Origin of the sequence: Paracoccus xiamenensis (assembly GCF_011308835.1) — a bacterium.
GTDB classification, from domain to species: domain Bacteria; phylum Pseudomonadota; class Alphaproteobacteria; order Rhodobacterales; family Rhodobacteraceae; genus Paracoccus; species Paracoccus xiamenensis.
In genome coordinates, this window is the sequence record NZ_JAAOHY010000001.1 from 894,381 (window position 1) to 921,331 (window position 26,951).

The 26,951-nt window shown below is 63.8% G+C and carries 28 protein-coding genes; 19 read left to right on the forward strand and 9 right to left on the reverse strand.

The features are described from left to right. The first annotated feature begins 6 nt into the window (after positions 1–6). From G7044_RS04395 to G7044_RS04425, 7 genes are all read left to right on the forward strand, one after another. Complete coding sequence (locus tag G7044_RS04395) at positions 7–1,089, forward strand: ABC transporter ATP-binding protein (protein ID WP_166326389.1); 1,083 nt, start codon at positions 7–9, stop codon at positions 1,087–1,089. After that, entirely contained in the window at positions 1,089–1,976 is an 888-nt protein-coding gene (locus tag G7044_RS04400; protein ID WP_166326391.1) for a carbohydrate ABC transporter permease, read from the forward strand. Before G7044_RS04395 ends, G7044_RS04400 begins: the two co-directional genes overlap by 1 nt. After that, entirely contained in the window at positions 1,976–2,779 is an 804-nt protein-coding gene (locus G7044_RS04405) for a carbohydrate ABC transporter permease (RefSeq protein ID WP_166326393.1), read from the forward strand. The genes G7044_RS04400 and G7044_RS04405 overlap by 1 nt, the downstream gene beginning before the upstream one ends. Beyond that, a complete protein-coding gene (locus tag G7044_RS04410; RefSeq protein ID WP_235931126.1) occupies positions 2,779–3,204 on the forward strand; it encodes a DUF2160 domain-containing protein in 426 nt (141 codons plus the stop codon). Before G7044_RS04405 ends, G7044_RS04410 begins: the two co-directional genes overlap by 1 nt. 69 nt (positions 3,205–3,273) lie before the next feature. Next, positions 3,274–4,995, forward strand: a complete 1,722-nt coding sequence (locus tag G7044_RS04415) for an ABC transporter substrate-binding protein (RefSeq protein WP_166326395.1) — start codon at positions 3,274–3,276, stop codon at positions 4,993–4,995. 93 nt (positions 4,996–5,088) lie between these two features. Next, on the forward strand, positions 5,089–6,576 hold the full coding sequence (glpK, locus tag G7044_RS04420; RefSeq protein ID WP_166326397.1) for a glycerol kinase GlpK: 1,488 nt from the start codon (positions 5,089–5,091) through the stop codon (positions 6,574–6,576). Then, complete coding sequence (locus tag G7044_RS04425; RefSeq protein WP_166326399.1) at positions 6,573–7,715, forward strand: iron-containing alcohol dehydrogenase; 1,143 nt, start codon at positions 6,573–6,575, stop codon at positions 7,713–7,715. The genes glpK and G7044_RS04425 overlap by 4 nt, the downstream gene beginning before the upstream one ends. Positions 7,716–7,853: 138 nt before the next feature. Here the strand turns inward: G7044_RS04425 and G7044_RS04430 are convergent, their stop codons facing one another. Then, entirely contained in the window at positions 7,854–9,182 is a 1,329-nt protein-coding gene (locus G7044_RS04430) for a dicarboxylate/amino acid:cation symporter (RefSeq protein ID WP_207630155.1), read from the reverse strand. Between the two features lie 61 nt (positions 9,183–9,243). Next, complete coding sequence (locus tag G7044_RS04435) at positions 9,244–9,510, reverse strand: hypothetical protein (RefSeq protein WP_166326401.1); 267 nt, start codon at positions 9,508–9,510, stop codon at positions 9,244–9,246. Between the two features lie 609 nt (positions 9,511–10,119). On the opposite strand from G7044_RS04435, the gene G7044_RS04440 reads away from it, so the two are divergent. Genes G7044_RS04440 through G7044_RS04450 form a run of 3 tightly spaced genes read left to right on the forward strand, consistent with a single transcriptional unit; the run spans position 10,120 to position 12,652 of the window. Further along, complete coding sequence (locus G7044_RS04440; protein ID WP_207630156.1) at positions 10,120–11,706, forward strand: flavin monoamine oxidase family protein; 1,587 nt, start codon at positions 10,120–10,122, stop codon at positions 11,704–11,706. Positions 11,707–11,733: 27 nt separating this feature from the next. Further along, the gene (locus G7044_RS04445) at positions 11,734–12,123 is read left to right on the forward strand and encodes a c-type cytochrome (RefSeq protein ID WP_166326403.1); all 390 of its coding nucleotides are present in this window, start codon (positions 11,734–11,736) and stop codon (positions 12,121–12,123) included. Between the two features lie 43 nt (positions 12,124–12,166). After that, entirely contained in the window at positions 12,167–12,652 is a 486-nt protein-coding gene (locus tag G7044_RS04450) for a RidA family protein (protein ID WP_207630157.1), read from the forward strand. Positions 12,653–12,717: 65 nt separating this feature from the next. Here the strand turns inward: G7044_RS04450 and G7044_RS04455 are convergent, their stop codons facing one another. Both G7044_RS04455 and G7044_RS04460 read right to left on the reverse strand, forming a co-directional pair. Continuing rightward, positions 12,718–13,671, reverse strand: a complete 954-nt coding sequence (locus G7044_RS04455) for a 2-hydroxyacid dehydrogenase (protein WP_166326408.1) — start codon at positions 13,669–13,671, stop codon at positions 12,718–12,720. Beyond that, positions 13,668–14,723, reverse strand: a complete 1,056-nt coding sequence (locus tag G7044_RS04460) for an L-idonate 5-dehydrogenase (RefSeq protein ID WP_166327359.1) — start codon at positions 14,721–14,723, stop codon at positions 13,668–13,670. Before G7044_RS04460 ends, G7044_RS04455 begins: the two co-directional genes overlap by 4 nt. Positions 14,724–14,809: 86 nt before the next feature. Between G7044_RS04460 and G7044_RS04465 the strand changes: the two genes are divergently transcribed. The 4 genes from G7044_RS04465 to G7044_RS04480 are packed head-to-tail and all read left to right on the forward strand — an operon-like array spanning position 14,810 to position 17,856. Then, the gene (locus G7044_RS04465; RefSeq protein ID WP_166326410.1) at positions 14,810–15,592 is read left to right on the forward strand and encodes an SDR family oxidoreductase; all 783 of its coding nucleotides are present in this window, start codon (positions 14,810–14,812) and stop codon (positions 15,590–15,592) included. Further along, entirely contained in the window at positions 15,589–16,473 is an 885-nt protein-coding gene (locus tag G7044_RS04470; protein ID WP_166326412.1) for an NAD(P)-dependent oxidoreductase, read from the forward strand. The genes G7044_RS04465 and G7044_RS04470 overlap by 4 nt, the downstream gene beginning before the upstream one ends. After that, positions 16,470–16,805 carry a hypothetical protein gene (locus G7044_RS04475; RefSeq protein ID WP_235931127.1) on the forward strand — a complete coding sequence of 112 codons (336 nt, stop codon included), beginning with the start codon at positions 16,470–16,472 and terminating at the stop codon, positions 16,803–16,805. Before G7044_RS04470 ends, G7044_RS04475 begins: the two co-directional genes overlap by 4 nt. Positions 16,806–16,836: 31 nt before the next feature. Next, complete coding sequence (locus tag G7044_RS04480) at positions 16,837–17,856, forward strand: LacI family DNA-binding transcriptional regulator (protein ID WP_235931128.1); 1,020 nt, start codon at positions 16,837–16,839, stop codon at positions 17,854–17,856. A gap of 4 nt (positions 17,857–17,860) precedes the next feature. Here the strand turns inward: G7044_RS04480 and G7044_RS04485 are convergent, their stop codons facing one another. From G7044_RS04485 to G7044_RS04495, 3 genes are read right to left on the reverse strand one after another with little or no spacing between them, the layout of a single operon-like run. Then, positions 17,861–18,838 carry a TRAP transporter substrate-binding protein gene (locus tag G7044_RS04485; RefSeq protein WP_166326414.1) on the reverse strand — a complete coding sequence of 326 codons (978 nt, stop codon included), beginning with the start codon at positions 18,836–18,838 and terminating at the stop codon, positions 17,861–17,863. A 30-nt stretch (positions 18,839–18,868) separates the two neighbouring features. Further along, positions 18,869–20,152, reverse strand: coding sequence for a TRAP transporter large permease (locus G7044_RS04490; RefSeq protein WP_166326416.1), 1,284 nt, complete (start codon positions 20,150–20,152; stop codon positions 18,869–18,871). Continuing rightward, positions 20,149–20,640: a TRAP transporter small permease gene (locus tag G7044_RS04495; RefSeq protein WP_166326418.1), complete on the reverse strand. Its 492-nt coding sequence runs from the start codon at positions 20,638–20,640 to the stop codon at positions 20,149–20,151. The genes G7044_RS04490 and G7044_RS04495 overlap by 4 nt, the downstream gene beginning before the upstream one ends. 127 nt (positions 20,641–20,767) lie before the next feature. Here G7044_RS04495 and G7044_RS04500 point away from each other — a divergent pair, with 127 nt between their 5' ends. Continuing rightward, entirely contained in the window at positions 20,768–21,505 is a 738-nt protein-coding gene (locus tag G7044_RS04500) for an SDR family oxidoreductase (protein ID WP_166326420.1), read from the forward strand. A gap of 56 nt (positions 21,506–21,561) precedes the next feature. On the opposite strand, the gene G7044_RS04505 is transcribed toward G7044_RS04500, so the two are convergent. Both G7044_RS04505 and G7044_RS04510 read right to left on the reverse strand, forming a co-directional pair. Continuing rightward, entirely contained in the window at positions 21,562–22,779 is a 1,218-nt protein-coding gene (locus G7044_RS04505) for an NAD(P)/FAD-dependent oxidoreductase (RefSeq protein WP_166326422.1), read from the reverse strand. Positions 22,780–22,787: 8 nt separating this feature from the next. After that, complete coding sequence (locus tag G7044_RS04510) at positions 22,788–23,558, reverse strand: HpcH/HpaI aldolase family protein (RefSeq protein WP_207630158.1); 771 nt, start codon at positions 23,556–23,558, stop codon at positions 22,788–22,790. A gap of 96 nt (positions 23,559–23,654) precedes the next feature. Between G7044_RS04510 and G7044_RS04515 the strand changes: the two genes are divergently transcribed. Genes G7044_RS04515 through G7044_RS04530 form a run of 4 tightly spaced genes read left to right on the forward strand, consistent with a single transcriptional unit; the run spans position 23,655 to position 26,941 of the window. After that, complete coding sequence (locus G7044_RS04515) at positions 23,655–24,557, forward strand: 2-hydroxy-3-oxopropionate reductase (protein ID WP_166326424.1); 903 nt, start codon at positions 23,655–23,657, stop codon at positions 24,555–24,557. Then, the gene (locus G7044_RS04520; protein WP_207630159.1) at positions 24,554–25,369 is read left to right on the forward strand and encodes a shikimate dehydrogenase family protein; all 816 of its coding nucleotides are present in this window, start codon (positions 24,554–24,556) and stop codon (positions 25,367–25,369) included. Before G7044_RS04515 ends, G7044_RS04520 begins: the two co-directional genes overlap by 4 nt. Next, on the forward strand, positions 25,362–26,159 hold the full coding sequence (locus G7044_RS04525; RefSeq protein ID WP_166326426.1) for an SDR family NAD(P)-dependent oxidoreductase: 798 nt from the start codon (positions 25,362–25,364) through the stop codon (positions 26,157–26,159). Before G7044_RS04520 ends, G7044_RS04525 begins: the two co-directional genes overlap by 8 nt. Next, positions 26,159–26,941 (forward strand): FadR/GntR family transcriptional regulator, encoded by a 783-nt coding sequence (locus G7044_RS04530; protein WP_166326428.1) that lies wholly within the window; start codon positions 26,159–26,161, stop codon positions 26,939–26,941. Before G7044_RS04525 ends, G7044_RS04530 begins: the two co-directional genes overlap by 1 nt. Positions 26,942–26,951 lie beyond the last annotated feature (10 nt).

Consider the following 26,951-nt stretch of genomic DNA (forward strand, 5'->3'; position numbering starts at 1 on the left):
GGGACCATGGCACAGATCACGCTGAAAAACCTCGCCCACAGCTATTATCCGAACCCGCAATCGGAGCAGGATTACGCGCTGAAGGAAATGGATCACGTCTGGCTGGATGGGGGCGCTTACGCGCTGCTGGGATCATCGGGCTGCGGCAAGACGACGCTTCTGAACATCATCTCTGGCCTGCTGCGGCCCAGTCATGGGCGGGTGCTGTTCAATGACCGCGATGTGACGGATGCGGCGACGGCGGAACGAAACATCGCCCAGGTCTTCCAGTTCCCGGTCGTCTACGACACCATGTCGGTGCGCGACAATCTGGCTTTCCCGCTGCGCAATCGCGGCATGGATGCGGCTTATATCAAGGCCCGCGTCGACCAGATCGCCCAGATGATCGGGATGGAATCGATGCTGCAGCGCAAGGCGCAGGGCCTGACGGCGGATGCCAAGCAGAAGATCAGCCTTGGCCGCGGCATGGTGCGCGAGGACGTGAACGCGATCCTGTTCGACGAACCGCTGACCGTCATCGACCCGCATATGAAGTGGGAATTGCGCACGCAGCTGAAGCAGCTGCACCGCGAATTCGGCCATACGATGATCTATGTCACCCACGACCAGACCGAGGCGCTGACCTTCGCCGACAAGGTTGTGGTGATGTATGACGGCCGCGTCGTCCAGATGGGCACGCCCGAAGAACTGTTCGAAACCCCGGCGCATACCTTCGTGGGTTACTTCATCGGCTCGCCCGGAATGAATTTTCTGGATGCGGATGTGCAGGGCAATCGCGCGCTGCTGCCCGGTGGCGAAAGCGTCGATCTGGGTGCGGAATATGCGCCCGCCTCGGGCAAGGTGCAGATCGGCATCCGCCCCGAACATGCGGTGCTGACCGATGGCGCGGGCCTGCCGCTGACGATCAACCGGATCGAGGATGCTGGCCGTCACCGCATCCTGCGCGGCGAGGTGATGGGCAGCCCCCTGAACATCGTCCTGCCGGAAGGCCAGCCGGTCGGCGAAAACGCCCGCGTCGCCTTCACGCCCGCTAAAATCAACGTCTATGCCGATGACTGGCGCGTCGCTCCGCTGGGGAGGGCGGCCTGATGGACAAGACACAGAACAACAAGGCCTGGTTCCTTGTCCTGCCGGTGCTGGTGCTGGTCGCCTTCTCGGCGGTGATCCCGCTGATGACGGTGGTGAATTACGCCTTCAACGACACGTTCGGGAATAACCAGTTCTTCTGGGCGGGTCTGGAATGGTTCGACGAGATGATCCATTCCTCGCGCCTGCACGAGGCACTTGGCCGGCAGATCCTGTTCTCGGCCATTATCCTCGCGATCGAGGTGCCGCTGGGGATTTTCGTGGCGCTGAACATGCCGAAGAAGGGCTTCTGGTCCAGCTTCGTGCTGGTGGTGATGTCGCTGCCGCTGCTGATCCCGTTCAACGTGGTGGGCACCATCTGGCAGATCTTCGGGCGCACCGATATCGGCCTGCTGGGCCATACGCTGGCAGCCCTTGGCATCGACTATAACTACACCGCCGATGTGCTGGATGCGTGGATCACCGTTGTGGTGATGGATGTCTGGCACTGGACCTCGCTTGTGGCGCTTTTGTGCTATGCCGGGCTGCAATCCATCCCGCAGGCCTATTATCAGGCCGCCAAGATCGATCAGGCCAGCCGTTGGGCCGTCTTCCGCTATATCGAGCTGCCGAAGATGTCGGGCGTGCTGCTGATCGCCGTTCTGCTGCGCTTCATGGACAGCTTCATGATCTATACAGAGCCCTTCGTCGTCACCGGCGGCGGTCCGGGCAATGCCACGACCTTCCTGTCCATCGACCTTGTGAAGATGGCCGTGGGACAGTTCGACCTTGGCCCGGCCGCCGCCTTCAGCCTGATGTATTTCCTTGTGATCCTGCTGGTCAGCTGGGTTTTCTACACCGTGATGACGAACATGGACCGTTCGGCATCCGACATCCCGGAGGAACTGTAATGCGGATCAAATCCTCTGCCGTGGTGATGGCGCTTTACCTGCTGTTCCTGATGGTGCCGATCTACTGGCTCGTGAACATGAGCTTCAAGACCAATGCCGAGATCACCGGCGCCTTCACCCTGTTCCCGGACAACTTCACGTTGCGGAACTATACGGTGATCCTGACCGATCCCAGCTGGTACATGGGCTATGTCAATTCGATCATCTATGTGGTGATGAACACGGTAATCTCGATTGCGGTGGCGCTGCCGGCGGCTTACGCCTTCAGCCGCTATAACTTCATCGGCGACAAGCACCTGTTCTTCTGGCTGCTGACGAACCGCATGGCGCCCCCCGCAGTTTTCGCGCTGCCCTTCTTCCAGCTTTATTCGTCCATCGGGTTGTTCGATACGCATATCGCGGTGGCGCTGGCGCATTGCCTGTTCAACGTGCCGCTGGCTGTGTGGATTCTGGAAGGCTTCATGCGCGGCGTGCCGAAGGAAATCGACGAGACCGCCTATATCGACGGCTATTCCTTCCCCCGCTTCTTCATCCGCATCTTCATGCCCCTGATCGCGAGTGGCATCGGCGTCGCCGCCTTCTTCTGCTTCATGTTCTCTTGGGTTGAACTTCTGCTGTCGCGCACGCTGACATCAGTCAACGCCAAGCCCATCGCCGCCACCATGACCCGCACGGTCAGCGCGTCCGGCATGGACTGGGGCGTGCTGGCCGCGGCAGGGGTGCTGACCATCATACCGGGTGCCTTGGTCATCTGGTTCGTCCGCAACTACATCGCCAAGGGCTTCGCCCTGGGGAGGGTCTGATGACCGATACCGCAATCCCGACCCGCCGCGCCAACTGGCCCGCGATCTATGGGGCGGCCATCATCATCCTTGGTGCTGCCCTCGGCTTTTTGATCTGGGCCACGCCGGTGACCGAGGACGGCGCGAAGGCATGGACCGATCCGATGATCCCCGGCGGGTGGATGGCGTGGACCTTCCCGGTCGCGCTGTTCTTCTGGGTCATCGCCAGCCTGCTGGTCCTGTTCACCATTCTGGCCGTCCGCTTCCCGGAAACGCCCCGACGCGGCATCCTGCGGATCGAAACCACGCGCGGGGACCGGCTGTTCATCACGCTTCTCGGCTCAGCCTTCATCTGCCTTGGCTGGCTGTTCTTCTTCGGCGCCCCGGTCTGGTGGGGCCTGATGCTATGCCTCGTCTATGCCGCAGCGGTGTTTCGCTGGGTCTGACGGCACCACGATAAGCTGCGGGGCGGCTGCCCGCCCCCGGCATATAAAACGTCTCAACGGGAGGATCACATGAGACTGACTTACACGACCACCGCCATGGCGCTTGCGCTGATGGTGACCGGGGCACCGGCATTTGCGGATATGGATGCCGCGAAGGCCTTCCTCGATGCCGAAATCGGCGAGATGTCGTCGCTGTCGCGCGCCGATCAGGAAGCGGAAATGCAATGGTTCATCGATGCGGCAGCGCCGCTGGCGGGGATGGAAATCAAGGTCGTTTCCGAAACCATCACCACGCATGAATATGAATCGAAGGTGCTGGCCCCGGCCTTCACCGCGATCACCGGCATCAAGGTCACCCATGATCTGATCGGCGAGGGCGACGTCGTCGAAAAGCTGCAGACCCAGATGCAGACCGGCGAAAACATCTACGACGGCTATGTCAACGATTCCGATCTGATCGGCACCCATTGGCGCTATCAGCAGGCCCGCAGCCTGACCGACTGGATGGAAGGCGAAGGCAAGGACTTCACCAACCCTGGTCTGGATCTGGACGATTATCTGGGTCTGAAATTCACCACCGCGCCGGATGGCGACCTGTATCAGCTGCCCGACCAGCAATTCGCGAACCTCTACTGGTTCCGCTATGACTGGTTCAACGACCAGAAGACCAAGGACGATTTCAAGGCCAAATACGGCTATGATCTGGGCGTTCCGGTGAACTGGTCGGCCTATGAAGACATCGCCGAATTCTTCACCGGCCGCGACATGTCCTATATCGAGGGCGGCCCGACCTCTGCCTGGGGCAACATGGATTACGGCAAGAAGGACCCCAGCCTCGGCTGGCGTTACACCGATGCCTGGATGTCCATGGCCGGCATGGGCGACAAAGGCGACCCGAACGGGCTGCCGGTCGACGAATGGGGCATCCGCGTGGACGAAAACTCGCGTCCTGTCGGCTCCTGCGTGGCGCGCGGTGGTGCGACGAACGACGCGGCGGCGGTCTATGCCGTCACCAAGGCGATCGACTGGCTGAACAAGTTCACGCCACCGGAAGCCATGGGCATGACCTTTGGTGAGGCCGGCCCGGTGCCGGCGCGTGGCGATATCGCCCAGCAGATGTTCTGGTACACCGCCTTCACCGCCGATATGGTCAAGGAAGGCACTGCGGTCGTGAACGAGGACGGCACGCCGAAATGGCGCATGGCCCCTTCGCCTCATGGCGCTTACTGGGAAGAAGGCACCAAGATCGGTTATCAGGACGTGGGGTCGTGGACGCTGCTGAAATCGACCCCCGTGGACCGCGCACAGGCCGCATGGCTGTATGCGCAGTTCGTCGGCTCGAAAACAGTGGACGTGAAGAAGTCCCATGTCGGGCTGACCTTCGTGCGCGAATCGACCGTTCAGGACCAGTCCTTCACGGATCGCGCGCCGAAACTGGGCGGTCTGGTCGAATTCTACCGCTCGCCCGCGCGCGTGCAGTGGTCGCCGACCGGCACCAACATTCCTGACTATCCGAAGCTTGCGCAGCTGTGGTGGCAGAATATCGGTGACGCGCTGTCGGGTGCCAAAACCCCGCAGGAGGCGCTGGATGCCCTCTGCGCCGAGCAGGAGCGTGTGCTGGAGCGTCTGGAACGTGCAGGTGTTCAGGGCGATCTTGGGCCGGTGATGAACGAGGAAAAGGATCCGCAGGAATGGCTGGACGCACCCGGCGCACCTGTTGCGGCGCTGGAAAACGAAAAGCCGCAGGGCGAAACGGTTTCCTATGACGAGCTGCTGAAATCCTGGCAGTAAGACCGGGCAGGGCGGGCGGCTGCGGCTGCCCGCCTTTTCTTATGACATTTTCGACGGGCGTCTGCGCCCGGCAGCACGGGGGGAAGCTGCGCCATGACCCATATCCTTGCCATCGATCAGGGCACGACCTCGTCCCGCGCCATCCTTTTTGACGCGGAGCTTCGCCCCGTCGCCACCGCGCAGGAAGAATTTCCCCAGCATTACCCGCAATCGGGCTGGGTCGAACATGACCCCTCGGACATCTGGGCCACCGTCGCCGCCACCGCGCGGGCGGCGATCGAGAAGGCAAAGATTCAGGCCTCGGCCATCAGCGCCATCGGCATCACCAATCAGCGCGAAACCACGCTGCTGTGGGATCGTGCGACCGGGCAACCGCTGCATAATGCGATTGTCTGGCAGGACCGCCGCACATCCGATATCTGCGCGTCGCTGAAAGATCAGGGCCACGAGGAGATGGTCACCGCGCGCACCGGCCTTCTGCTGGACCCCTATTTTTCGGGCACCAAGCTGAAATGGCTGCTGGACAACATCCCCGGCGCGCGCGAACGGGCGGCGAAGGGCGAGCTGGCCTTTGGCACCGTCGACAGCTGGCTGATCTGGAACCTGACCGGCGGCAAGGTGCATGCGACCGATGCGACCAATGCGGCGCGCACGCTGCTGTATAACATCGCCGAAAACCGCTGGGACGACGAGATCCTGGCGCTTCTGGAGATTCCCGCCGCCCTGCTGCCCGAGGTCCGCGATTGCGCCGATGATTTCGGCGTGACACGCGCCGATCTGTTCGGGCGCGAGATCCCCATATTGGGCGTTGCGGGCGATCAGCATGCCGCCGCGATGGGGCAGGCCTGTTTCCAGCCCGGCATGATGAAATCGACCTATGGCACTGGCTGCTTCGCACTGTTGAATACGGGCGAGGAGATGGTGCCCTCGACCAACCGGCTGCTGACCACCATCGCTTACCGGCTTGACGGCCGGACCACCTATGCGCTGGAAGGCTCGATCTTCATTGCCGGTGCGGTCGTGCAATGGCTGCGTGACGGGCTGAAGATCATTCGCCATGCGTCCGAAACGCAGGGGTTGGCCGAGGCCGCCGATCCGACGCAGGACGTGGTGCTGGTGCCGGCCTTCACCGGGCTTGGCGCGCCCTATTGGCGGCCGGAAAGCCGCGGCGCGGTCTATGGGCTGACCCGCAATTCCGGGCCGGCGGAATTTGCCCGCGCGGCGCTGGAAAGCGTCGGTTATCAGACGCGCGACCTGCTGGAGGCCATGCATGCCGACTGGACGGCAGAGGCCGAGGGCGTATTGCGCGTCGATGGCGGCATGGTGGCTTCTGACTGGGCGATGCAGTTCCTGTCCGACATTCTGGGCGCGCCGGTGGACCGGCCGATCGTGACTGAAACCACCGCGCTCGGCGCGGCATGGCTTGCGGGGATGCGGGCCGGGATCTGTCCGGGACAGGAAGGATTTGCCGAAAGCTGGGCGCTTGAACGCCGCTTTGATCCTGCCATGGATGAGGATAAGCGGTCCGCGAAATACGCCCGCTGGCAGCGCGCCGTGCAAGCCACGATTTCCGCGACATGAGCGGGGCTTTCGGATTCGCGCTGCCCGGACAGGTGCTGTTCGGGCGCGGCGAGGCTGCGAAAGCGCCCGGCCTGATCGCCGCGTTCGGGGGCAGGGGTGTCGTCGTCCACGGCCATTCCGCCGACCGCGCCGCATGGCTGGTGGACGCATTGCGCGCGGCGGGCCAACAAGTCACGGCGGTGGCCTGCGGGTCGGAACCGACGCTTCCCATGCTGATGGACGCTCTGGATCAGGCCCGCGCGGCGCGGCCCGACTGGGTAGCGTCTCTGGGCGGCGGCGCGGCCATCGACATGGGCAAGGCGCTGGCGGCGCTGATACCTGCGCCCGGCACCCCCATGGATCACCTTGAGGTCGTGGGCCGCGCGCTGCCGCTGGCGGTTCCGCCCTTGCCCTTTGTTGCAATCCCCACCACCGCCGGCACCGGGGCCGAGGCCACACGCAACGCCGTCATCGGCCTGCCCGACCATGGCCGCAAGGTCTCGCTGCGTGACGTGCGGATGCTGCCGCGCATCGCCATTGTCGATCCAGCCCTGATAGATCATTGCCCGCGCGCGGTGACGCTGACCTCGGGGCTGGATGCGCTGGCGCAGGTGATCGAGCCCTATATTTCGGCCAAGGCCACGCCCTTCACTGATGCGCTGACCCTGCCGGTGATCGGGCCGGGTCTGGCGGCGCTTCGACGCCTGATGCAGGCCGAGGACGCGGCGGCGCGCGATACCATGGCCTGGGTCAGCCTGTCGGGCGGCATGGCGCTGGCGAATGGCGGTCTCGGCGCGGTGCATGGGTTGGCGGGCGTGATCGGCGGCGTGACGCCGGCGGCGCATGGGGCCATCTGCGGCGCGCTGTTGGGGCCGGTTCTTGCGATGAACCGGATGCGTGCCGAAGGCGAGGCCGCGCGCCGGATCGCCCATGTCTGCGACCTGATCGCCGCCGCGCTGTCGGTCCCCGAGGCCGACGCCCCTGCCGCACTTGCCGCATGGGCGCGCAACGCGGGGCTTCAGGGGCTGATGGCGCAGGGGCTGGATCCGTCGCTGCATGCGCAGGTGGCGAGGGCAGCGATGCAAAGCTCGTCCTACAAGGGCAACCCGGTCACCCTGACGGTGTCGGACCTGCAAGAGGTTCTGGCCTCGGCGGCCTGATGTCGGGGCATATATGCGGTTCCGGTGCTCGCCGAAATCGACCGTGACAGGCCATGCGCGGCGCTGAATGCAGCCTAAGCTGCGGCGCCGCCCGTCACGAAAGGCTGCGGCGGGCGCCGAGACGCCCGCCCGCGTGATCTATTGCCGCAGTTCATTCATCGTGGGCGTGTCCATGACATGCGGGGTGTCATAGGCTTGCTGGTCCAACTCGCCCTCGCTTTTCCCGACCACCACGGACACTGCGCAATCGCCAGTCACATTCAGCGCCGTACGCGCCATGTCGAGGATCCGGTCGATGCCCGCAATCACCGCCACGCCTTCCAGCGGCAACCCGACCGAAGCCAGCACCAGCGACAGCATGATCACACCCGCCCCCGGCACGCCCGCCGTCCCGATCGAGGCAAGCGTCGCGGTCAGGATGATGGTGACATAGTCGGCACCGCCAAGGTCCACCCCGAAGGCCTGCGCCACGAACAGCGCACAGACGCCCTGATACAGCGCCGTGCCGTCCATGTTGATGGTCGCCCCCAGCGGCAACACGAAACTGGAAATCCCGCGCGACACGCCGAGGTTCTTTTCCGCCGCCGTCATCGACACTGCCAGCGTGCCAGAGCTGGAGGTCGAGGTGAAGGCCACCATGGCGGGTTCGAACACGCCTTGGAAAAAGCGCGCCGGGTTCAGCCGCGCCAGCAGCTTGACCAGGCCGCCATAGACCAGCACGGCATGGATGACGCAGCCCAGATAGACGGCAAAGATCACCTTGCCCAGCGGCAGGAGCATGTCGAGGCCGTATGTCCCAGCCACCCAGACCATCAGCGCAAAGACACCGTAGGGCGCAAAGGCGATGATGATGGCGGTCAGCTTGTAAATCACCTCGGACAGCGATTCGAAGAATTCGCGCACCGGGCGGGCCTTGTCGCCGGCAAGATTGATGGCGATGCCGAACAGGATCGCGAAGACGATGAGCTGCAGCACATTGCCATCGACCGCGGCGGCGATCGGGTTGGTCGGGATCAGATCGACGACGATCTGGACAAGGCTGGGGGCGGCCCCGGCTTCGGCAGCGGCGGAGGCGGCCGACATGTCGATCCCGGCACCGGGTTGAAGGATGATCCCAAGCCCCAGCCCGATGGTGATCGCGATGGCGGTGGTGACCAGATACAGCAGCACCGTCTTTACCCCGACGCGGCCCATCTTGCCCAGATCCTGCATCGACATCATGCCGACCACCAGCGACACGAAGATCAGCGGCACGATCAGCATCTTGATGGCGTTAACAAACATGGTGCCGACGGGCTTGATCGCCAGCGCGATGTCAGCATTTCCGGTCTGATTCAGCACGATGCCAAGCCCGGCACCCAGTGCCAGCGCGATGAAGATCTGCTTCCACAACATCATCCCGCGCCAGCGGCCCCAAAGACCGCGCGGCTGCGCGTGATCGTCGGGTATCTTCGTGTTGTCGGTCATATTCCCCTCCCTCGGAGTTTAATGCGGCGGCGCAAAAGCGCCTCCGTTAATTTCGTCGTGTTCAAGAAACCTTCGCCCGCAGCGTCTGCGGACCCAGAACCACATCCGGTTGAAAAGCCTCACCCATGTCGGCATCGCTTAAGCCGCCGACAAAGTGGGCAGCTTCCTTGACCGTCGGCAGCGACCGGACCAGTTCGGGGAAGTGGTTCAGCCCAACTCCGGGGCGCGGCAAACTGTCCAGTGCCCGCAGGCTATGCAACCCGTACCGGGCGCCTGCAGGCACGCCGATCTCGCCCAACGAGCCATGTTCGGTCCGCGTTGTCGTCATCGGTCAATCCTCTCCCAACTGGTGGAATCACGTTGTTCCGGGCTATGGGAGTATCTGTTTTCAGTCTCGACGTGCCGGCGGTGATTTCGATCCGTCGCGCCTGTCAGGCGAAGCGCTGGCACAGTGGCATCGTGATTCCCAATGCGGTCGTTGAGTGCGTTCTGCAAAATGTGCATCAGAATCAGTGTGGCTCAAAAAATTCGACTGCATTGTGTCAATTCATTCATGTAAATCAATTGGATATTTTATTTTCGCTGCTGTCGGACCCCGGAAATTTCTCGGGTGCAGCGGAAACCCGCGATGTCAGGCGGCCTACTGGTCGAACAGTTGATGAGAGGCGCTGATACCGGCCGCGCTTGCCGAGGGCGTTGACTTGCGCCATGTCCGCGCTGATCCGGAAGTTCTGCATTGCCCGATGTACAGGCAGCGCTTTGCACCCTTTGGTTCAAAAAAAATATTCAAATAAATCAATATATTATACGCATTCACTCGAATATTCTGAATTTACCTTGCAACTTTCCCTCAGGCGAGATCAGTTCAGGTCAGGCGATATCCTCATTTGCAATGCGGCAAATCGTCTCAGAATTTCTGCGCGAGATGGAGAATGACATGACAAGCAATCCGACTGGAATGTCGCGTCGCGATCTGCTGACCATGGTCGGCATGACGGCTGGCGCCTCAGCAATGTACGCCGCCATGTCGGGCATGGGCTATGCCGCGACATCCGACTACAAGGGTCCGATCAAGCTGGAAGGTGATCCCAAGGGCACCAAGGTGCTGGTGCTGGGCGCGGGACTGGCTGGCATGACCGCCGCCTATGAACTGCGTAATGCCGGCTATAGCGTTCAGGTGCTGGAATATCGTGAAAAAGCGGGCGGCCGCTGCTGGACGCTGCGCAGCGGTGACAGCTATGCCGAACTGGGCGACGATGTTCAGGAGGTGCAATTCGCCGAGGGCAATTACATGAACCCCGGCCCTTGGCGCATCCCCTCGGACCACTACGCCGTGCTGGATTACTGCAAGCGCTTCGGCGTCAAGCTGGAGCCGTTCATTCAGGTCAACTGGAACGCCTACCTGCACAATACCGAGGCCTTCGAAGGCAAGCCGCAGCGCTTCAAGCAGATCCAGGCCGATTATCGCGGCCAGATCGCCGAATTGCTGGCCAAGGCCGTTGACCAGAAGAAGCTGGACGGTCTGGTGACAGATGCCGATGCCGAAATGCTGGTCGCATCGCTGAAGAAATACGGCGTGCTGAACGATGACCTCGCCTATGTTAAATCTGACGCGGTGTCGCTGTATCGTGGATGGGAGAAGGATCCGGGCGGCGGCACCCAGGGACCGGGTGTGCCTTCGGACACGATCTCGCTGAGCGACATTTTGCAGGGGCGGCTGTGGAATGACCTCATCACCGGCGAATCCATCGACCATCAGGCGGCGATCTTCCAGCCCGTCGGCGGCATGGACATGATCGCGCAGGCCTTCGCCCGCGAATTGGGCGATGTCATCACCTATGATGCCAAGGTCATCCGCATCCGCGGCAGCGAAACCGGCGTTGAGGCCACTTGGGTCGACAGCAATGGCGGCACCGAGGAGCAGACCGCGAGCGCCGATTACTGCATCTGCACGATCCCCTTCTCGGTCCTCGGGCAGATCGACCACAATTTCTCGTCCGACATGTCGGCCGCAATCGACGATGTCTATTACGAGGCCTCGATCAAGGTCGGTCTGGAATTCAAGCGCCGGTTCTGGGAGCAGGACGATCACATCTATGGCGGGATCAGCTATACGAACCTGCCGATCACGCTGATTTCCTATCCCTCGACGGACTTCTTCAGTGACGGGCCGGGCGTGTTGCTGGCGACCTATTCCTGGGGCGCGGCTGCCTATCAGTTCAGTGCCGTCCCGCCCGCCGAACGGATCGAGCGCGCGCTGGAATTCGGGTCGCAGATCCATCCGCAATATCGTGACGAATTCGCCAGTGGCGTTTCCGTCGCCTGGCACCGGGTGCCCTGGACGCTGGGCTGTTACGGCATCTGGCGCAACCAGGAAGAATATTACCCGATCGCCACCCAGATGGATCAGCGCACGCTGATGGCGGGCGAACATATCTCGTACCTGCCGGCATGGCAGGAGGGCGCCATCCTGTCGGCGCTGGATGCCATCGAGCGTCTGCACAAGCATGTCATCGGCGCCTGAGTGACGCCACCGGAAAGGATCACAGCTATGAAACGCATTTATCTGGCGGTTTTCGCAGCCATGACGGCGCTTTCGGGCGCGGCTTCGGCGCAGGATTTCGTGCAAAGCGGCAGCGATGCCAAACTGCCCGGGACCGAGGGCAAGGCGATCTATAACGCCATCTGTTCGGGCTGCCACATGGCCGCGGGAGAGGGCGCGACCGGGGCAGGGCATTATCCGGCGCTGGCTGGAAACGCGAACCTGGAAGTGCCCGATTATCCGATCTACCTGATCATCAACGGGCAGAAGGCGATGCCGCCGGTCGGCGATGTGATGGATGACGCCCAGATTGCCGCAGTCGTGAATTACATTCGCCACGATCTTGGTAATAACTTCGAAGGCGAGACCACTGCCGAAGACGTTGCCGCCGCGCGCTGATGCGGACCCGCCAATGAGACGGAACAGAATGAAAGGATATCAGATGAAAAAGACATTTGCCCTCGCCGCCGCCCTGGCCACACTGCCGCTGCTGGCGCAAGCGCAGGACATCGTCCGCCATAAGCTGCCCGATTCCGATTTCCCGATTTCGCGCGCGGTGGAAATTCCGGCGGGCAAAACCACCGTTTACCTGTCCGGCGTGGTGCCGGCGGTGGCCGACGAAGCCGCAGACCCCGCGACGCCCGAAGCCTGGGGCGATACCAAGGCCCAGACCGTCAGCGTCCTGAATGCCATCGACGCAAATCTGAAGGATATGGATCTGACCATGGGTGACGTGGTGAAGATGCAGGTCTTCCTGGTCGCCCCCGAAGGCGCGCCGGCAGACTTCGCGGGCTTTATGGAGGGCTATACTCAGTTCTTCGGCACCTCCGAACAGCCGAACCTGCCGGCCCGTTCAGCGATGATCGTCGATCAGCTGGTCAACCCGAACTGGCTGGTCGAGATCGAGGTCACCGCCGTTCGTCCCTGATCCGACATCACAGTAGAAAGGCGCGGCAAGCGATTGCCGCGCCTTTTCATGTCGGGGCGCGACGATCAGGCACCGAAGCCGGTATTTACCGGCGTCTCGGCCGGCTGACCGGCCAGTACGGCCGTGATATTGCGGCGCTGCAATGCACCCATCTCGGCGCGGGTTTCCACCGTGGCCGAACCGATATGCGGCAGCAGCAGCACGTTCGGCAGCGCCAGCAGGCGCGGGTTGGGGTTCGGCTCGTTCAGCATAACATCCAGCGCCGCGCCGCGGATGCGGCCATCCTCCAGCGCCGCGATCAGGGCGTCTTCATCCACGGTCGAGCCGCGCGAGATGTTAACCACCACCGCGTTTTCGGGCAGCGCGGCGATCACCGGGGCAGAGACCAGCCCGGCGGTTTCCGCCCCCCCGACAAGCGCGATGACCAGAAAATCGCTGTTGGCCGCCAGCGCCTCGGGCGTGTCGTGCCAGGTCCAGCCGGGGGCGTCCTTCGGTCTCCGCGACCAGTAATGGATCGGGCAGTTGAAGGCCGCCATGCGTTGCGCGATCTGCTGGCCGATCCGCCCCAAGCCCAGAATGCCCACGCGCCGGCCAGAGACCTTGTGCGCCAGCGGCAGGTCCGCGCCGCGCGCCCAGTCGCCGTCCAGCACATATTGGGCCGCCGGGACCACCTCGCGCGCGTGGGTCAGGATCAGCGCCACGGCCAGATCGGCCACATCTTCGGTCAGCACATCAGGCGTGTTAGTGACCAGAACCTTCCGGGCATTCGCCGCCGCAACGTCGATCGCATCATAGCCGACGCCGAAATTCGCGATCACCTCGAGCTTTGGCAGCAGGTCCATCTGCGCACCGCCAAGCGGATCATGGCCCTTATAGGCGAGCGCGCGCACGCCATTTCGCTGATCTTCGGGAAGCGCGGCCAGTGCAGCCAGCTCGGGCAGGGCGAGCGCGCCCAGTTCCCCGGTCAGGGCCTGCGCGTCAGTGTCGGTATAGGCGCCGATGGCGATGGTCTGGGTCATTGGGTCGGTTCCTCGGTCTGGTCAAAAACGATCTGGGCCTTGACGGCGCGGCTGCGGTCGGCGGCGATCTGGAATGCCTCTAGCGCATCGGCCAGCGGCAGGCTGTGGGTAATCAGCGGGCGAACGTCGATCAGCCTCTTCTGCATCAGACTGACGGCGAGGCTGAATTCCTCGTGAAAGCGGAAGGCGCCGCGCAGGTCGATCTCGCGCGCGGTCAGCAGGCCCAGCGGGATAGTCATGTCGCCGCCAAGGCCAAGCTGCATGATGATCCCGCGCGGCCGCATCGCCGCGATCCCCGCATTCAGCGCCGCACTGGCGCCAGAGCATTCATACATCACCCCGAACGTCCCCTTGCCAGCGGCAAAAGCGGCCAGCCCCGACGGATCACGGGCAAGGTTGACGGTTTCATCCGCGCCCACGCGGCGCGCCATGTCGAGCGTGAAATCCGAAAGGTCGGCGGCGACAATGTGGTCAGCCCCCGCCCGCCGCGCGGCGAGTATCGCCAGCAGCCCGATCGGCCCGCAGCCGGTCACCAGCACGCTGGCCCCCAGCATGCCGCCAACCCGCCGCGTCGCATGCAGCGCGACCGACAGCGGTTCGGCCATCGCCGCCTCGGCCGGGGTCAGACCGTCGGCAGGCACGCATTGGCGCGCATCGGCCAGCAGATATTCACGAAAAGCGCCCTGAATATGGGGGAAGGGCATGGCGCTGCCATAGAAGCGCATATTCTCGCAGTGATTGGGCAACCCTTCCAGGCAATAGCGACAGGCACCACAGGGGCGCGAGGGTGAAATCGCGACCAGTTGACCGGGCCGCAGCCCATCCACGCCGTCACCAAGTGCCACCACATGGGCCGAGACCTCGTGGCCAAGGATCATCGGTTCCTTCAGTCGTACGGCACCGAAGCCCCCATGCTGCGCGTAATGCAGATCCGACCCGCAGATGCCGCCAGCGGCCAGTCGCAACAGCACCTGTCCGGGCGCGGGGGCAAGGGGCATGGGCCGGTCCTCGATCCGCACATCATGTGCGGCATGGACGACGATGGCTTTCATCTCGGGCATGGGCGACTCGCTTGACATAACGTGTTAACGATAACATACATGGATGAGAGGGATTTGAAAAGCGGGGAGTTGTGGCCATGCAGCCTGAAGTCAAAGGTGTGGCGATGTTCGATCTCAGCGGCCGGCGGGCGCTGGTGACCGGCTCGACACAGGGGATCGGGCTCGCGCTGGCGCGCGGGCTGGCCGAAGCGGGGGCCGCGGTGGTGCTGAACGGGCGGGACACCGCGCGGCTTGCCAAGGCCGCCCAGGCGCTGCGGGACGATGGCTTTCAGGTCGAGGAACTGGCCTTCGATGCCACCGACCACGACGCCGTCCGCCGCGCTGTCGATGCGTTCGAGGCCGAAGCCGGCCCCATCGACATTCTGGTCAACAATGCGGGCATGCAGCATCGCACGCCGTTGCAGGATTTCCCCGCAGATGCGTTCGAACGCCTTCTACAGACCAATATCGCCAGCGTCTTCCACGTCGGGCAGGCGGTGGCCCGCCACATGATCGGGCGCGGTCGCGGCAAGATCATCAATATCGCCAGCGTGCAGACGGCGCTCGCCCGGCCCGGCATCGCGCCCTATACCGCGACCAAGGGCGCGGTGGGCAACCTGACCAAGGGCATGGCCACCGATTGGGCGCGGCTGGGGCTGAACTGCAACGCCATCGCGCCGGGCTATTTCGACACGCCGCTGAACGCCGCCCTTGTGGCAGACCCCGATTTCAGCAGCTGGCTGGAGGGTCGAACACCCGCCGGTCGCTGGGGCAAGGTGGAGGAACTGGTCGGCGCCTGCGTCTTCCTCTCGTCGGATGCGTCCAGCTTCGTCAACGGACATACGCTGTTCGTCGACGGCGGCATCTCGGTGTCGCTATGAGCGTGGCGTTGATTGGCGCGGGCGCCATGGGCGGGGCGATTGGCGCGCGGCTGTGTGCCGTGGGCCAGCCCCTGCGGGTTTTCGATCTGGATGCCGGCAAGGTCGCCGCACTGGTGGATCAGGGCGCCGAGGCCGCGCCTTCGGCGGCGGATGCCGCGCGCGGGGCGGATGCGGTGATCCTTAGCCTGAACAGCCCGCGCATTGTCGAGGCAGCGGTCTTCGGTCCGGGTGGCGTTGCCGAAGGTGCGGGGCCGGGCACGCTGGTCATCGACATGTCCTCGATCGACCCGGCCGCCACCCGCGATCTGGCTGCGCGTGCCGCCGAAGCCGGGCTGGCTTGGGTCGACAGCCCATTGTCTGGCGGTGCGCCCAAGGCCGCGACGGGTGAATTGACCCTGATGCTTGGGGGCACGGATGCCGATGTCGCACGCGCACGCGTGGTGCTGGGCCATGTCGCCAGCAACATCACCCATATGGGACCGGCAGGCGCCGGACAGGCGACGAAGCTGATCAATCAGGTGCTATGCGGGCTGAACTTCCTGGCCGTGGCCGAGGCAACGGCGCTTGCCGAAGCCGCCGGGATCGCCGCCGACCGCATCCCGCAAGCCCTGCGTGGCGGGCGCGCCGACAGCGCCATCTTGCAGGAATACATGCCGCGTTTTGCCGCGCGCGATTACCGCCGGACTGGCCGGATCGACAACATGGTCAAAGACCTTGACGGAGCCTTGGCTGTGGCCCGCGAAACGACGACGCCGATGCCGCTGACCAGCCTGTGCGCCGAGGTGCACCGGATGCTGACCGCCGCCGGTCTTGGCGGTGAGGATCAGGCCGCGCTGATGGAATATTTCACTGCAACCCTGCCAAGCCCAAAGGTATCATGATGCTGACCCGCTATGCGATTTTCGAAGGCCACCTGCTGCCCGGCCAGGCCGAGGCATTCCGCGAGGCCGTCATCAAAGATCTGGTCCCGATGTGGCGGCAATTCCCCGGACAGACCGGGCTGCGCATCACCTTTGGGCTGGAACGTGACGAGGGCGCGCCGGAATATCCGCTGATCCTCGCCATTACCTATCCCGACCGCCCGACGATGGAGGCGGCGCTGGAACATCCGGTCCGCCTGACCAGCCGCGCGGCCACCCAGGCAGCCATCGCCGGGCGGTTCGAGGGAAAAATCCATCATCATGTCTCTGATATGCTTGATTATTCCGACTGATCCACTCTATTCCTGCCCGGGAGGAGCCGGGATGAGCACGAAACCAACAATGAAGGAAGTGGCAGCGGCTGCGGGCGTTTCGGTGATGACCGTGTCGCGTGCCTTCCGCAGCGATGCCTCGATCAGCGACGACACGCGCGAACGCATCCGCAATGTCGCCGATGAACTGGGATATGTCTTTGACGCCGTCGCCTCGAACCTGCGCTCGCAGCGCAGCGGGTTTGTGGCCGTCACCATCCCGTCGATCAACAATGCCAATTTCGCCGACACTGTCGCCGCGCTGAGCGGTCGGCTGGATCCGGCAGGCCTGCAGGTGTTGCTGGGGCGCACCAATTACGACATGGCCGAGGAAGAGCGTCTGATCGGCCAGTTGCTACGTCGCCAACCAGAGGCGCTTGTCATCACCGGCGGGCACCACACTGAACGCGCCCGGCGAATGATGCAGAACGCTGCCATTCCGGTGATCGAAACCTGGGATCTGCCGCAGGAGCCGCTGGGCAATGTCGTGGGCTTTTCCAATGCCGATGCGATGCGGGTGATGGTCGCGCATCTGTCGGCGCGCGGATATCGCAAGATCGCCTTCATCGGTGGCGATTCCAGCTTCGACACCCGCGGCGCCGACCGTCGGCGGGGCTTTGTCACGGCGATGCAGGATCGCGGGCTCGACCCGTCGCGGCTGATTACTGTCGGACGCCCGCCGGTGTCGATGCGTGAAGGCGCGGCGGCAATGGCGATCCTGCTGGATACGCTGCCCGATACCGAGGCCGTGATCGCGGTGGCTGATCCCGCCGCCTTCGGCGCGCTGACCGAATGCCACCGTCGCGGCATCCGTGTGCCCGACGACATTGCCATTGCCGGCTTCGGCAATTTCGAGATTTCGGGCGTGTCGGTGCCCGCGCTGACCACCATTGACCCGTTTCCGGCCCGCATGGGCGAACAGGCGGGCGAGTTGATCGCCGGGTTGCTGCGCGGCAAGGTCACGAAAAACGGCCCGACCCTGATCGAGATCGAGCCGCAGCTTGTGGCCCGCGCCTCGACCGGCGCGGGATAGGCAATCACTTCGCGGTTTCAAGCACCTGGTTCAGCAGCTCATCGCCGTTCTCGGCGACGAAATTGTCCCAGACCGGCTTGATCGCGGCCTGGAAGGCAGCGGCATCGACGTCGCGGTTGACCTCCATCCCTTCGGCCTCCAGCCCGGCAATCATTTCTTCTTCCTTCTCCTGCACCAGTCCGCGTTGCAGATCGATGGCGGTCTTGGCGGCCTCGGTGATGGCGGCTTGTTGTTCGGGCGTCAGGCCGTCAAACTTGGCCTTGTTCATGGTCAGACCCAGCGCCGAATAGGCGTGCTGGGTCAGGCTCAGATATTGCTGGACCTCGTTGAATTTGAAGGACACGACCACGCCGATCGGGTGGTCCTGCGCATCGACGACGCCGGTTTCCAGCGCCGTGTACAGTTCAGCCACGGGCAGCTGCTGCGGGTTGGCCCCGAGGATCTCGAACATGTCGTTCAGCGCCTTGGAGTTGTTGACCCGCATCCGCAGCCCATCCAGATCAGCCGGCGCGCGGATCGGTCCGCGATTGTTGGTCATGTTCCGATAACCGTTTTCGCCGTAACCCAGCAGTTTCAGCCCGTGGGTTTCCATCTGCGTCGCGACTGCCTGACCCGGTGCGCCGTCCAGCACCTTATAGGCGACCTCGCGCGTCGGGAAGATGAAGGGCAGCTCGAACGCGCCGGCTTCGGGGACCAGACCGGTATAGTTGTTCAGGCCGATCAGCGCCACGTCGATGATGCCCGAGCGCGTCCCGTCGATCATCTGCTGATCATTGCCCAGCTGGCCGTTGGGGAAAATCTGGACGGTCACCTCGCCGCCGGTCTTTTCCTCGATCACGCGCTTGAATTCGACGGCGAGGTTCTGCTGCAGATCGGCCTCGGGCACCGGGTGGGCCAGCTTCAGCGTGACCTGCGCCTGGGCGGCAAAGCCTGCCAGCGCCATCACGGCCGCCAGTCCGGTGGTACGGAAAAATTGGGTCATGGGATCCTCCTTGTTTTCGTCGTTTTGGGTTTACTTGCCGGTCAGCAGGCCGAGCGGCACGGTGATGAGGCTGGGGAACAGGATGAACAGGCCCAGCAGGACCAGATAGGCGCCGACGAAGGGCAGGGTGCCGCGCACCACCCGCGACACCGGTGCCTTGCCGACGCCACAGACGACGTTCAGCACCGAACCCACGGGCGGCGTGATCAGCCCGATGCAGGAATTGATGATGAACATCAGCCCGAAATAGACCGGGTCGATGCCCGCCTGCTTCACCACTGGCAGCATCAGCGGCACCAGGATCAGGACAGAGGGCACGAGGTCCATGACCATGCCGACCAGGAAGACCACGATCATGATGACCAGCATCAGCAGGCGGGGATTGTCGACCAGCCCGCCAAGCGCCACCGCCAGCTGCTGCGGCAGCTGGGCAATGGTGATCAGCCACGCCGCAACCATCGCCGAGCCGACAAGGAACATCACCATCGCGGTGGAACGCCCGGCCGAGATCAGCGTGCGGAACAGCGTCTTCCAGGTCATCTCACGATAGATCAGCATCGAGACGAGGATGGCATAGACAGCGGCGACGACGGCGGCCTCGGTCGGCGTGACGATGCCGGAACGGATGCCGCCAATGATCAGGATCGGCATGAACAGCGCCCAGATCCCGTCGCGCAGCGCCGCCCAGCGTTCTGCCGCGCTGGCACGGGGCGCGACGGCGAGATCCTCGTTGCGGGTTGTGATCGACCAGGTGATCATCAGCGCGGCCCCCATCATCAGGCCGGGCACGATGCCGCCGATGAAAAGCTGCGCGATCGAGATATTGCCGGCAACGCCCAGCACGATCAGCGGCAGCGAGGGCGGAATGACGGGGGCGATGATCCCGCCAGCTGCCAGCAGGCCCAGCGAGCGCCCCTCGGGATAGCCCGATTGTTTCATCATCGGATACAGGATCGACACCAGCGCCGCCGCGTCGGCCACGGCCGAACCCGACAGCCCCGCCAGCAGAACCGAGGTGAAGATCGCGACATAGCCCAGACCACCCTTGCGGTGGCCCATCAGGCTGGTGGCCAGCCGCACGATACGCTTTGACAGGCCGCCGACGGACATCACCTCGCCCGCGACCAGAAAGAACGGGATGGCCAGCAGCGGAAAGCTGTCGATGCCGTTGATCAGCGATTGCGCCATGATGTCGACGCTGAACGTGTCCAGATGCAGCATCAGTGCAAGCGAGGACAGCAGCAGTGCGAAGGCCACCGGAAGACCCAGCAGGATAGAGCCGATCAGGACCCCAAGGAAAAGCGCCAGCGTCATTCGATCGGCCTTTCGTCATGGCGGCCAAAGGGGACCGGGTTGAGGATCTGGGCGGCCGCCACGACGATCATAAGGCCGCCACCGACCACGCCCGCCATATAGATCAACGCCGTCGGCAAGCCGGTCACCTGGCTGATATTGACCCAGTTCAGGTTCATCTGCCGCCAGCAGCCGATGACGAAGATCGCCAGCAGCCCGATAATGACCAGCCGCGTCACGACCCAGATCGGTCGCAGTGCATTGGGAAGGAATGTTTCCACCACCTCGGTGACGGCCAGATGTTCATTGCTGCGCAGCGCCAGCGCCGAGCCGAGCATGGCGATCCAGACAAAGGCCAGGCGGGACAGCTCGATCCCCCAACGCAGGCCAGAGTTGAAACCGTAGCGCATCACGACATTGGTAAATACCAGGATGATCATGCCGGCCAGAAGAAGCGCCAGAAGCGCCTCGATCAGGACCCAGATCACGGCGGTGCCGCGTTCAATCATCTGTCGGTTCCTCCCTCTGGTTGACCGGATTCGCAGGCAGCAAAACAGCTTGCCCGAATCCTCTCCCTGCGTTAATGGTAACGATAACATTTTAACCTGTCAACGCGCGATGATGAAGGAGGAGAGGATGACCGAAACAATCCTGATCACGGGGGCCGGCAGCGGAATCGGGCGGGAAACGGCGCGGCTGTTCCTGCAAAATGGCTGGAATGTCGGGTTGGTGGGCCGGCGCGAGGACGCCTTGGCCGATACCGCCGAAAGCGCGGCCGGTGCCATGCTGCTGCCCTGCGATGTGACCGACGCCGAAGCCATTGGTGCCGCAGTGGCCGCTTGTGCGGCGCGGTTTGGACGGCTCGACGTGCTGTTCAACAATGCCGGCATCTCGCTGCCCACCGCGATGATCGACGAGATCGCGGTCGAGGATTGGTTGGCGCTGGCGAATGTGAACATTACGGGCATGTTCCTGGCGGCGCGGGCAACCTTTGCGCAGATGCGGCAGCAGGATCCGCAAGGCGGGCGGATCATCAACAACGGCTCGGTTTCAGCGCAGGTGCCGCGCTATGGCTCGGCCGCCTATACGATGTCGAAACACGCGGTCACCGGGCTGACGCGGTCGCTGTCGCTGGATGGGCGCGCCTTCGATATCGCCTGCGGCCAGATCGACATCGGCAACGCCATGACCGACATGGCCGAAAAGATGACCCGGGGTGTTCCGCAGGCCGATGGGCAAATGCGGGTTGAGCCGGTGATGGCGGCGGCAGATGTCGCGCGCTCGGTCTGGCATATGGCGACGCTTCCCAAAGGCACGAATGTGCAATTCATGACCGTGATGGCCACCGCCATGCCCTATATCGGGCGCGGCTGAAAACGACGGGGCGGCGGGCCTGCCAGCACGCGGCGTTGGCCCGCGCAGGCCTGCTGTCAGATGACCGCTTCCTCGACGAAGGGTTCGTTCAGGGGGATGCGCTCGTATCGAAAGGCGCTCAGGTCGAGGGTCTGGAAACCTCCATCGACGATCAGTTCGGCGACGGCGCGGCCGACCGCGGGGGATTGCTGCAGCCCGTGGCCGGAAAAGCCGTTGGCGAACATGAAATTCGTCACCTCCGGGTGAAAGCCCACGATGCCGTTATGGTCCAGCATGTTGTATTCGTAATGCCCGGTCCAGCACTGCTTGACCCGCAAGGCGTCGAAATCGGGGATGCGGTGCCACAGCGCCGGCCAGATGCGATCGTCGAATTCGTCGTGGTGAATTTCGAAATCGTCGTAATCGGCGGGGCCGTCGTTCAGCGGCGTGTTGCCGGTCAGGAACAGCTCGCCCTCAGGCCGGACAAAGGTGCCGGAAAGATCGATGACATTGGGCATCCGGCCGGGGATCGGCGTGCAGCTGGCGAAAACGAAGCTGTAGCGCTTGAAGGGCGCGACCGGGATTGACAGTCCCGCCATGTCGCAGATCTGCTGGGCGCGGGGACCGGCCGCATTGACCAGCACGCCGCATGCGACTTCTTCGCCCGTTGCCAGCCGGACCGAGGCCACACGGCCGCCCTGCATCCCCAACCCGATGACCGCATTGTCGATATATTCGATGCCGCTGCAGCGCGCGGCCCGGCGTAGCCCGTTCAGCATGCCCATCGAATCGAACCAGCCTTCGTCGCGCGCCCCCCAGGCGCCGCCGCCGAGGTCGTCGACATTCAGCCAGGGGAAGCGTTCCTTCAGCGGGCCAGGCTCTAGAAACACCGTATGCGCGCCGAGGCTGCGTTGCAGATCGACCCGCTCGCGCGCGGGGTCGACCCCCTCGGGAGACACGCAGTAAAGATAACCATGTTCGCGAAAGCCGAGATCCGGCGCGGCCTCATCGCGGAAGAAGGGGGCCATCCGTTCGGGGAAATCGCGGATGAATTCGATCCCGAACTGGCTGATCTTCACGTTGATCGGGTTCGAATATTGCTGCCGGATGGCGCTTGTCGACAGCGCCGTCGAGGAAAATTCATAGCTGCTGTCGCGTTCGACCACCAGCACCGACGCCTCGCGCCCCAATTTCTGGCTGAGCCAATAGGCGGTCGACGAACCGACCACGGCACCGCCGGCGATCACGATGTCATAGGCGCGGGATTTCGGGGCCTTGTAGGCGGGAATAGGCATGTCGGCTCTCAGCTTCTGAAGGCGGCGACAAGCGCGTCCGAAGCGCGTGCCAGCAGCCCGAGATCGGATCCGATGGCGACCATGGTGAAGCCATTCGCCAGATAACGGTCAGCGTCGGATTTCAGCGGCGCAAGGATACCGGCGGGTTTGCCCGCCCGGCGGGCCGCGTCCAGAACCGAGGTGATGGCCGCCTGCACATGGTCCGCATTGGGATTGCCCATGGCGCCGAGGTTGGTCGACAGATCGCCCGGTCCGACGAACAGCGCGTCGACGCCCTCGACGCCTGCGATTTCAGCGGCATTGGCAACCCCGGCCTCGCATTCGATCTGCACTGCCAGGAATTGCCGGTCGCGGGCCTTGCTGTGGTAATCCTTGATGCGCCCGAACTGGTTGGCGCGGTGCCCGACCGAGAAACCGCGAATTCCCCCGAGCGGCGCATAGGCCATGGCGTTGACGATGGCACGCGCCTGCTGGGCCGTGCGCACATTCGGGATCATCAGGCTGCGGGCCCCGCCATCCATGAACTGCTTGATCAGGTTTGCGTCGTCCGCCGGCAGGCGAACCATCGGCTCGCATGGGAAGGCAGCGGCGACCTGCAATTGGCTCACGACGCTGCGCAGGTCGTTGGGGCTGTGTTCGGCGTCGATCAGCAACCAGTCAGCACCTGCACCCGCCATGACCTCGGTGGTCAGCGCTTCGGCCAGTGAGCACCACAGGCCAAAGGCGGGCCCCCCATCTGCCAGGGTCTGCTTCAGGACATTCTCACGCTCTTGCATCATGCTCCGCTCCATCATGCAGATTTGTATGTTGTATGATGTCTTATGAATGACGATAATGCCGAGACGCAATGAGTCGCAAGTGAAAGGATCATCGCGGTGAAAATCGGTTTTATCGGCCTGGGGGTCATGGGGGCGCCGATGGCACGCAACCTGTCCGCAGCCGGGCATGAATTGACGGTGACGTTGCACAGGGCAGGCCTGCCCGAAGGGATCACGGCGCGGGTGGTGGACAGTCCGGCCGAGGTCGCGCGGCTCAGCGAGATCGTCATCACCATGCTGCCCGACACGCCCGATGTCGAAACGGTCATGCTGGGGCCGGAGGGCGTGGTTGCGGGTGTGCAGTCCGGCGCATTGGTGATCGACATGAGCTCGATCAGCCCGATTGCCACCGCGCGGATCGCGGAACGGATCCGAGATGCGGGCGCGGGTTATCTGGATGCGCCGGTTTCTGGTGGCGAGGTCGGGGCCAAGGCCGCCAGCCTGACGATCATGGTCGGCGGCGCGGATGCCGATTTCCAGCGCGCCTTGCCGATCTTCCAGCTGCTGGGCAAGAACATCACCCTTGTCGGCACTGATAACGGCGCCGGTCAGACCTGCAAGATCGCCAATCAGATCATCGTTGCCCTGAATATCGAGGCCGTGGCCGAGGCGCTGGTTTTCGCCGCCAAGGCCGGTTGCGACCCCGCAAAAGTCCGTGCGGCGCTGCTGGGCGGCTTTGCCGCCTCGCGCGTGCTGGAGGTACATGGCGAGCGGATGATTCAGCGCGGCTTCGCGCCGGGTTTTCGGATCCGGCTGCACCAGAAGGATCTGGGGCTGGCACTGGACAGTGCGCGAACGCTTGGCGTGGCCCTGCCCAATACGGCGACCGCGCAGGAATTGTTGAATGCCTGTGTCGCCCATGGTGGGGCCGACAAGGACCACTCGGCCATGGTCGAAGCGCTGGAACGCATGGCAGATCACCCCATCGCGAATGTCCCGAATGTGAAAGGCGGTGCATGATGCGCGGAACCGGCAAGGCAGATGTTTTCGTGATGCTGGCCCATCCGGTGGGCCACGCCAAAAGCCCCGGCATCTTCAACCAGATCTTCGAGGAAAAAGGCCTCGACAGCCTGATGGTCCCGCTGAGCTGCCGGCCCGAGGATTTCGACATCTTCTGGGAGGGGCTGACAGCGGCGGAAAATGTGCGCGGTGTTATCGTCTCGGTCCCCTATAAGGCGGCAGTGTTCGAGAAATGCGCGGGCGGCCATGACCGGGCGGTGCGTGTGCGCAGCGCCAATTCCGTTCGCCGCAATCCAGACGGCAGCTGGTACGCTGACAATTTCGACGGCGTGGGCTTCATCGACGCGCTGAAAGCGGCGGGCCACCAGGTCGCCGGCAAGCGGGTGGTGCAGGTTGGCGCGGGCGGGGCGGGGGCCTCGCTGGCCTATTGCCTGGCCGAGGCAGGCGCCGCAGAAATCCGGCTGAGCGACGTGGACGAAAGCCGCGCCGAGACTCTGGCGGAACTGGTGGCCAAGGCCTTCCCGACCTGCCGGGTTGTGGTCGGCGCAGCCGATCCGACCGGGATGGATCTGGTCGTCAATGCAACGCCCATGGGGCTGAAGCCAACCGATCCGCTGCCGCTGGACATATCCGCGCTGACACCCGACATGACCGTCGTCGACATCATCATGGAGCCCGCCGAGACGCCGCTGCTGCAAGCGGCAAGACGCATCGGCTGCAAGATCCAGCCGGGTCGACCGATGATGGATTATCAGGTCGAGGCGATGGCTGAATTCTTCGACATCGACCGCAAGGACCGGAATGATGGCTGAGGTCGAAAGCGCCGTCGTCATCGGCGGAACCTCGGGTATCGGCAAGGCCATCGCGCTGCGGATGGCGGTCGATGGTGCGCGGGTGTTGATTGCCGGCCGCGACGCCACGCGCGGCCTTGAGGTTGCGGAAGCCAGCAGGCGGGCCGGCGCGCCCGAGGCGCATTTCATCGCCGTCGATGTGGGCGATCCGGCCTCGGTTCAGGCGCTGGCGGATGCGACGGATGACGCCATCGGGACACCGCAGGTGCTGGTAAACTGCGCTGGTATCCTGCAAAGCGGCAAGCGCGTCCTCGACCAGGATCTGGATGAGGACGAACGGCTCTGGCGGATCAATTATCGTGGGACATTGCTGGGTTGTCAGGTCGTCGGGCGGTTGATGAAGCGGGCAGGGCGGGGGGCAATCCTGAATGTCGGCTCGCTGGCCTCTTTCGCCCCACTGTCGCTGCCGGCCTATACCCCGGGCAAGCATGCGGTGACGGCCCTGACCGGCATGCTGGCGGCCGAACTTGGCCCGCATGGCATCCGCGTCAACGCCGTGGCGCCCGGCTATACGCTGTCGGACGGGCTGAAAGCAAAGATCGCGGCGGGGGAACGTGACCCGGACGCGATCACTGACAGTACGGCACTGAAGAAATTCGTGCTGCCCGGAGATGTTGCAGAAGCCGCGCTGTTTCTGTGTTCGGACCGGGCCGCCTCGATCACCGGGGTGACGCTGCCGGTTGATGCGGGCTGGTTGATTCAGGCCCCCTATGCGCATTATCTGCGCGGAAATCCGATCAAGGAAGGCTGATGGCCAAGCGCAAACCACTCTCGACCCTCGTCTGGGAAAGCCTGTCCGACAAGATCGCCTCGGGCGTGCTGAAACCCGGCGCGCAGCTGCCGACAGAGGCAGAGCTTTGCGCCGAATACGAGGTCAGCCGCACCGTCGTGCGCGAAGCGATTGCGCGGCTGCGATCCGCCGGTCTGGTGATCCCCCAGCAAGGCCGCGGCATGTTCGTCAGCGAGGCGCCGCGTCAACCGGCCTTTCAGATCTCGGAAGAAGCGTTGCAGACACTGGGCGAAACCATTGCGCTGCTGGAATTGCGCCTGAGCGTCGAGGTGGAATCGGCGGGGCTGTGCGCCGAGCGTCGCAGCGATGCCGAGGCGCAGGAGATCGCCGCGCTGATGGAACGGATCGACCGCGCCCATGCCGACCCTTCGGTGGTCGAGATCCATTACGATTACGACTTTCACCTGCGCATCGCCCAAGCCGCGCGAAACGCGTTTATGCTGGCCTTTCTGGAATATCTGCGCCCGCTGATCGTGCCGCGCTTTCAACTGGGCGATATCGTGACCGCCGATCTGAAAGATGGCTATTACGCCCGCATCCATGATGAACATCAGCGCATCGTCGCCGCCATCTCGGCCGGCAACCCTGCCGCCGCCCGTGACGCGATGCGGCGCCATCTGGTCAACAGCCTTGAGCGGATGAAGGCGCTGGCGGCGACCGCAGGGGTGAAGGGCGATCCATCGGCGAATGCCGAAGCTGCCCGTGCCCTGTTTGCCCGGGCCATGCCCGCGGCCGGGGCCTGAGCGGTTGCGG